Raw genomic sequence first — 7,995 nt, forward strand, 5'->3', positions numbered from 1 at the left:
AGATAGAATACTTTTTAAAAAATATGGCTAAAATAAAAACAGTTTAAAATTTGGTTGATTAATGAGCTGCTAATAAAACTAGACTAAGGAAAGTCAAATGAAAAAAAGATTGGGGATGATTGGCGCAGCATTTTGCTGTGCTGTGGGGACAGTGCATGCAGGGCAAAATGTCTGTGTGTTTGATTTATTGGGCAAGTCAGGTGAATCCTATAAAATGATGGAAGAGTGGGCGCTTGCAGCGAAAGAATGGCAAGCAGATATCACTTTAATTCCATTTCAAGATGAAGGCTTAGTTGACCGTAGACTGCGTGAAGGTAAGTGCGATGCCGCTTATATGACTTCCATGCGGGCGCGAAACTACAATAAATTTGCAGGTTCGATTGATGCTATTGGGGGAGTAACCAGTAATGCAATTGCCCAAAAAGCCATCAGTTACGTTTTAGATAAGCGTAATAAACATCGTATGGTTACTGCACAAAATGGAACCAATTACGAGGTCGTTGGTATTGTTCAGATTGGGTTGGCTTATTTATTTGTGAGAGATAAAAACCTCAACTCAATTGAAAAAGTACGTGGGACTAAATTTGCTATTTTGCAATATGACGCAGCACAAAAAATTATGGTGGAAAGCGTTGGTGCTAAGCCTATTCCTTCAGAAATTACTGATTTTGTGAAAAAGTTTAATAGTGGCCAAGTCGATGCGATTGCTGCACCCGCTTATGCTTATAAACCTTTAGAGATTGGCAAAGGGGTTGGAACGAAAGGAGCAATGTTTACTTTTCCCGTGGTTAATGTTACGGGTGATTTAATTGCCCGAAGTGATAAGTTCCCCACAGATTTCGGTATAAAGTCTCGTACTTGGTTTACACAACAATTACCCCAGAACTTTGCCATGATAAAACGGCTAGAAATGGGCGTACCATCAAAAATTAAAATGAATTTTTCTGTAGAAGACAAAACTAAATATCAAAAAATTTTACGTGAAGGCCGTCTCAATTTAACAAAACAAGGTGTATACGATGCAACAATGATGAGTGTACTGAAACGTGCGCGCTGTACAGTTGAGCGGACAAATTTTGAATGTACTCTTAGTGGTGAGTAGATGATTTTTTAAACACAAAAACGCTACATATATTTCAAAGCTGAATATGGGTATGAAAATTGTGAATATAAAAAGTAACTTACGGAAACTTAGTGATTTTTACTGCTAATAAATAATTTAAATCTAACAAACAATGGTTCAATGAGATAAAAATATTTGAGTAAAAGCTCTATTTTTTTCTAAAAAACATGATTAATATCTGTGTTTGAAAGGAAACTTCAAACAAAAAATCTGTTCCGTGGAAGGATGAAGAAAATGAAAAAAATCGTACTTGCTATGGCTGCCGCTTCTGTTGTTGGTTTTTCTGCTTCAGCGCAAGCAGCGAGTACCGTATGTGTATTCGACCTCTTAGGAAAAGCAGGCGACTCATATAAAATGATGGAAGAATGGGCTCTTGCTGCAAAAGGCTGGGGTACTGAAATTAACTTAGTTCCTCGTCAGGACGAGGCTGTTGCTGATAATGATTTTAAAGCTGGTAAGTGTGATGCTGTAGCAATGACAGCAATGCGTGCACGCCAATATAACAAATTCGCAGGATCTATCGACTCACTTGGTGGTGTTCCAAATAACCAAATCGCTCAACGTGCAATTACCTATGTATTAGATGCGCGTAATGCAGCAAAAATGACCACAAATATGGGTGGTAAAAAATACGAAGTTGCTGGTATTTCTCCACTAGGTTCAGCATTCATTTTCGTACGTGACAAAAACATCAACTCTGTTGAAAAAGCTGCGGGTAAAAAATTCGCTGTACTTGGCTATGACGACGCACAAAAAATTATGGTGCAACGTGTAGGAGCTCAAGCAGTTCTTTCTGATATTTCAAACTTTGCTGCTAAATTCAACAATGGTCAGGTAGATATGGTAGGTGCGCCTGCTTATGCTTACAAACCATTAGAGTTAAATAAAGGTTTAGGCGCAAACGGTGTAATGTGGAACTTCCCTGTATTACACGTTACAGCAGATCTAGTATTACGTTCTGATAAATTCCCAGCTGGTTTTGGTCAAAAATCTCGTGACTGGTTTGTTAAACAGTTACCGAAGAGCTTTGCAATGATCAACCGTTTAGAAGCGCAAATTCCTGGTAAATACAAAATGAACTTAAGTGCAGAAGATAAACTTAAGTATCAAAAAATGTTGCGTGATGGCCGTATGGACTTAACTAAACGTGGTGTTTACGATGCAGGAATGATGTCTGTACTCAAAAAAGCACGTTGTTCTGTAGACAAGGCTAACTTTGAATGTTCAATGCCTGGTGAATAATCCTAATTTCCTTCAGAAAGCCTAGACTGAGTTCTAGGCTTTTTGTTTTATATACGCTGTCAGTTCTGCCATTGTGGTTAGTTAGAAAGACGTTAAGCTAAATTTAGATAAAAACTTCATAAGGAAACATGAAGGTATAAAAATAGATCAAGGACTTAAGTGATTAAAATAATTGCTAATAGGTAGGTAAATCGCTATCTATTTTCCATGGAAATAAAATCATAAAAGCAAATACGGTCTATAAAAATATTCCAACATGATTTTTATATGAAGCCTATCCGATTCACTCCTTATCGGTGTGAAATTTCTTGGTATCGAAAAACAAAAACTCCACAAGGAAAGGAAAAAGAATATGCAATTTTCCAAAAAGCTATTACTTGCGTTGGGACTTACAACAGTTTCTTTTGCAGCCGAGGCTAAACAAACAGTATGTGTTTTTGACTTCGTTGGTAAAAATGGCGATGTCTATGCGCTGATGAAGGATTATCAGCTTGCCGCTAAAAACTGGGGAGCTGATATCGAGCTTAAAGTAAACCAGAATGAAGCCGTGATTGCTGAAGATTTTAAAGCGGGTAAATGTGATGGTATTAGCGTGTCAGGAATGCGCGGGCGTCAATTCAACTCATTTACTGGTTCATTAGATGCAATTGGTGCGATTCCAGATCTCAAACTTGCTGTTAAAGTCATGCAAGGCTTAGCGAGCCAAACCTTTAGTAAATACATGGTTAATGGACGCTATGAGGTCGTCGGTATTATTCCCGTTGGTGATGCTTACCTTTTAGTAAATGACCGTAGCATCAATACAGTAGCGAAAGCTGCTGGTAAAAAAATCGCTGTGCTTGATTATGATGAAGCACAAAAAATTATGGTTCAGCAGGTCGGGGCACAGGCTGTTAGTGCTGACGTAACAAATTTTGGTGCGAAATTTAATAATCATCAAGTTGATATTATTGGTGCGCCAGCAGCAGCATTTAAGCCTTTAGAACTACAAAAAGGTTTAGGAACAAAAGGTGCGATCGTGAATTATCCGATCTTACAGGTCACAGGAAATATTATTATCCGTCCTGATAAGTTCCCAGCTGGTTTTGGCCAGAAATCTAGGGAATGGGTTTCGGGTCAGCTGCCACGTGCTTTTACTATCTTGGGTAAAATGAAAGCTGATATTCCACAAAAATACTGGATGGATGTCCCAGCAGCCGATAAGCCAGGCTACCAAAAGCTTATGCGGGAGTCTCGAATTAACCTTACACAACGTGGTGTATACGATAAACGTATGATGAAACTCCTTTGGCAATTCCGTTGTAAGCAAGATGCTAAAAACTTCGAATGTGGCTTACAGGATGAGAATTACAAATAATCTTGATAAAAATACTCAAGATTCGCTTTAAACTTCGAAGACAGACCCTATATTGATTATGCTATACTCAATATAGGGTCTTTTTTATTTTGAAAGGCACAGCAAAATCCGAGGAACAATCATCATGAATGCCCAAGCTCTAGTTTTGACAGATAATGCTGCCAATAAGGTACGCCAACTCCGTGATAGTGAAGGGAATGACGATCTCATGTTACGTGTATATGTAACAGGAGGCGGGTGTTCAGGGTTTTCGTATGGCTTCAATTTTGCTGAAAGCGTAAATGAAGATGATGCAGAATTCGTAAATGGCGATGTAAAAATGCTGGTTGACTCACTTAGCTATCAATATTTAATTGGCTCAGTAGTTGACTATGTAGAAGGTCTTGAAGGTTCACGTTTTATCGTACAAAACCCGAATGCAACAACAACATGTGGTTGTGGTTCTTCATTCTCGATTTAAAAGAATTTTAAAATTTAAAAAACCTCTCTATTTTGAGAGGTTTTTTTATTGATCAGATCATTATCTTTTACAAACAGATTCTAAAAAATATTGCACAAGTTCAGGTGCATTCTGATATGGAATCCAATGCGACGCATCCATAAAAACTGCTTCATAACTATTTTTAAAATAATGTGAGTTTAGCTCGGCACTTTTTTCTGTAACGGCAATATCATGTTTACCCCAAATAAAAAGGGTGGGGACATCTATGGCTTTAAACGGATTTTGAGGTTTGTCCCAAAAAAAGCCACGATACCAATTCAACGCCGTAGTTAATCTATTTTCTTTTATAAACTCAGTCTCGAATATAGCAATTTGCTGTTCAGTCATACCTGATGACTTTAGAAACTTACGACCCAATTTAGGTATCTTTTTAAATAAAAGTTCGGGCAGAATGGGTAGCTGAAAAATTGCAAAATAATAAGATTTAAAAAGTTGTCTGCTGCTTAAACAAGCTTTTAAAAAAGCAGCTTGATGGGGCACAGAAACTAAAGTGAGATGCTGAATATATTGTGGATACTTCATCGCAATGCCCGAAGCGATTGCCGAGCCCCAGTCATGCCCAATTAAATAAACTGGCTGGCCAAGCTGCTCAATGAAACTTGCCACATCTTCTACAAGTTCACTCAATGAATATTGAAATCGGCTTTGAGGCCTAGCATTTAAACTATAACCACGTTGATGAATTGCAAGTGTTCTAAATTGATGCTGATGCAATAATTCAGAGGTTTGCTCCCAACTATGAGCAGTTTCTGGAAAACCATGCAATAAAACAACGAGTGGACCATCTATAGGGCCTGAATCAATTACATCGAATGTCCAAACCCCACGTGTGTATTGATGAATACGTTTGGTCAGATCCATGAAAACATGCCTTAAATCATTTTTGTTGGCATTTATCATGAGTTCTTATGCTCATTTACATAACAGCATTTCGGGTCAGTAAATGTGCTATGAGGTCGAATCTGACCAATCAAATCGATAAATAGCTTTATACCGCCGTGATCGTACCTAGAATTCTGAAATCCGAAGCACCTGTTACTGCTGGCAAATTACCACTTAAACCATCTACAAAGCGCATTGCTAACCATGCAAATGCTGTAGCCTCGACCCAAGTAGGGGAAAGTCCTAACACATCGGTAGGTTGAACAGACCAATTATGTTTACGTAAACGCCAACGTAATTGCTCTAGTAAATAAGAGTTATAAGCACCACCACCACAAACATACACTTCGCCTGTTTCCATCTCAGAGCGATAAATTGCTTTTTGAATTGCACGCACAGTGAGTTTTAATAGGGTTGCTTGGATGTTTTCAGGTGTATCTTCTAACTCATCATAGGTTAAATCATTTCGCCAATCGATTAACTGATCATCCAACCAGTCAATATTAAAGTCTTCACGTCCTGTGCTCTTAGGCGGTTCTTTAGAGAAATATTCATGTGCATGGAGACGGTCGAGTAAAGAGCGAATAGGGTGACCATAGGCAGCCCAATCACCATTTTCATCATATGGATGACCTGTATGGCGATGGCACCACGCATCCATTAAAATATTTGCAGGACCTGTATCAAAACCAAATACACCGTCACTGTTATTGGCAGGCAACATACTCACATTAGCTATACCACCCAAATTCAAAATTACACGATGAATACTTGGATGTTGAAATAATGCTTGATGGAATGCCGGAACTAATGGCGCGCCCTGACCGCCTGCTGCCATATCTCTACGACGGAAATCTGAAACAACCGGAATCTGAGTGATTTCAGTAATGATGTTGGGGTCGCCAATTTGTAGCGTAAAGCCATGTTCTGGACGATGACGAATGGTTTGCCCATGCGACCCAATTGCTTTAATTTGGCTACGGTCTAATTGATGCTTTTCAATGAGAGTATTAATCCCGTGGCCGATCATTTGGGCCAGAGCAACATCAGCTTTACCCATACGGTCAATTTCATTGTCATCAGGTAAAGTTAATGCCATAAGCTCATCACGTAACTCGGGTTCGAATGGAACCGTAAGAGTGGCATGAAGCTGTAGTGGCTCAAATGAAGCCGCTACAATATCCACACCATCCATACTAGTGCCAGTCATTACGCCGATATAGATTGCGCTCATATGCAACTTCCCCTGCAAGACGCTGAAAAAATGTTAGTATATCGCACAAATTGAATAACTGATGTGTTTAGGTTTTGTGATGTCAAATTTCTTGCCCGCCGAAGAACAGCTTGCCCTCATCCAACGAGGCACGCACGAAATTATTTCAGAAGAAGATTTACTGAAAAAGCTTAAAGAGAATCGTCCTCTTAAAATTAAAGCTGGTTTTGACCCTACAGCACCAGATTTACATTTAGGACATACGGTTCTTATTAATAAACTAAAAACTTTCCAAGACTTGGGCCATGAAGTTACCTTCTTAATTGGTGACTATACAGCCATGATTGGTGACCCAACTGGTAAAAGCGCAACTCGTCCGCCGTTGTCACGTGAACAAGTAGAAGCCAACGCTAAAACTTATCAAGAACAAGTATTCAAGATATTAGACCCGAATAAAACAAAAGTACGTTTTAACTCAGAATGGTTTAATCAAAAGTCTGCTGCTGACCTTATTCAATTAGCAAGCCAGCAAACTGTATCTCGCATGTTAGAGCGTGATGACTTTACAAAGCGTTATAGCAACCATCAGCCGATTGCAATTCATGAGTTTTTATATCCTTTAGTTCAAGGTTATGACTCAATTGCGCTTGAAGCTGACGTTGAGTTAGGCGGTACAGACCAAACCTTTAACTTACTTATGGGTCGTACTTTACAAAGCCGTTATGGCCAAGAATCTCAAGTGTGTATCACTGTGCCGATTCTAGAAGGTCTAGATGGTGTAAATAAAATGTCTAAATCTTTAGGTAACTATATTGGTGTATTTGATACACCAGGGGCAATGTACCAAAAAGTTTTATCAATGCCAGACTCTTTAATTGAACGCTATTTCGATTTATTAAGCTTCAAATCTCTTGATGAGATCAAAGCTTTATTAGATGAAATTGCTGCTGGTCGTAATCCACAAGAAGTAAAACGCATCCTCGCACTTGAGTTAGTTGAACGCTTCCATGATGCAGAAGCTGCTGCTAATGCCCACAAGAGTGCTGGTAACCGTATTACAGAAGGTGAAGTACCTGAAGACACACCAGAAGTGACTATTTCACTTGGTGAGTTTGGAGGAGAAATCTTTATTGCTACGATTTTACGTGTAGCAGGCCTAAACCCAAATGCAGCTGCGGCAAAAGATGCGGTAGCTCGTGGTGCGGTAAAAGTTGACTGGAATGCCGTTGATGCAAGCTTCTCTGTAAAAGAAAAAGGAAGTTTTATTATTCAATCAGGTAAAAAAGCAATTGCACGTGTAATTTTCACTGACTAAGAATGTTATATAGTTAAAAAAGCAGGAGTAATCCTGCTTTTTTTATTTCTGGATCATAAAATCAATTAAGCGTTCCACGTGGAACCATCTAAACATAATTAATAATAAATGAAGTAAGTTAAAAAATAAGAAGAAATATAGTTTGGAATAGAGTATTTGCTCTATAGTTTCTAAGGAATCAAGGGACTATATATGTCTATAAGCTGTATTGAAGACATAGAAAATATAAGATAGGCCAAGTTCTTGAATATAAAAATTAATAAAAAGTATTAAAAATGCCTAAAAAAAAGCCACATATATCACTTTTTTTGCAAAATAGTAGAAAAAAACGGCACTCAAGTGAAAAAGGCTGAAATACCCC

Annotated in this window: 7 protein-coding genes; 5 read left to right on the forward strand and 2 right to left on the reverse strand. The window is 38.4% G+C overall.

All coding sequences use genetic code 11. From position 1 onward, the window contains the following. The first annotated feature begins 97 nt into the window (after positions 1-97). The 4 genes from ACXM0J_RS16770 (at position 98) to erpA (ending at position 4,182) form a co-directional block, all read left to right on the forward strand. The gene (locus tag ACXM0J_RS16770; RefSeq protein ID WP_086265156.1) at positions 98-1,102 is read left to right on the forward strand and encodes a putative solute-binding protein; all 1,005 of its coding nucleotides are present in this window, start codon (positions 98-100) and stop codon (positions 1,100-1,102) included. A 255-nt stretch (positions 1,103-1,357) separates the two neighbouring features. Beyond that, a complete protein-coding gene (locus ACXM0J_RS16775) occupies positions 1,358-2,365 on the forward strand; it encodes a putative solute-binding protein (protein WP_002115480.1) in 1,008 nt (335 codons plus the stop codon). Positions 2,366-2,717: 352 nt separating this feature from the next. Continuing rightward, on the forward strand, positions 2,718-3,722 hold the full coding sequence (locus ACXM0J_RS16780; RefSeq protein WP_086265157.1) for a putative solute-binding protein: 1,005 nt from the start codon (positions 2,718-2,720) through the stop codon (positions 3,720-3,722). A 124-nt stretch (positions 3,723-3,846) separates the two neighbouring features. Next, complete coding sequence (gene erpA / locus ACXM0J_RS16785) at positions 3,847-4,182, forward strand: iron-sulfur cluster insertion protein ErpA (protein ID WP_002115421.1); 336 nt, start codon at positions 3,847-3,849, stop codon at positions 4,180-4,182. Between the two features lie 60 nt (positions 4,183-4,242). On the opposite strand, the gene ACXM0J_RS16790 is transcribed toward erpA, so the two are convergent. After that, the gene (locus ACXM0J_RS16790; RefSeq protein ID WP_086265158.1) at positions 4,243-5,085 is read right to left on the reverse strand and encodes an alpha/beta fold hydrolase; all 843 of its coding nucleotides are present in this window, start codon (positions 5,083-5,085) and stop codon (positions 4,243-4,245) included. 127 nt (positions 5,086-5,212) lie between these two features. Then, positions 5,213-6,340, reverse strand: coding sequence for an anhydro-N-acetylmuramic acid kinase (locus ACXM0J_RS16795; RefSeq protein ID WP_017386211.1), 1,128 nt, complete (start codon positions 6,338-6,340; stop codon positions 5,213-5,215). A 61-nt stretch (positions 6,341-6,401) separates the two neighbouring features. Between ACXM0J_RS16795 and tyrS the strand changes: the two genes are divergently transcribed. Beyond that, complete coding sequence (gene tyrS, locus ACXM0J_RS16800) at positions 6,402-7,634, forward strand: tyrosine--tRNA ligase (protein WP_017481201.1); 1,233 nt, start codon at positions 6,402-6,404, stop codon at positions 7,632-7,634. Positions 7,635-7,995: the final 361 nt, after the last annotated feature.

Source organism: Acinetobacter sp. GRABPA_MV_2 (genome assembly GCF_056725885.1).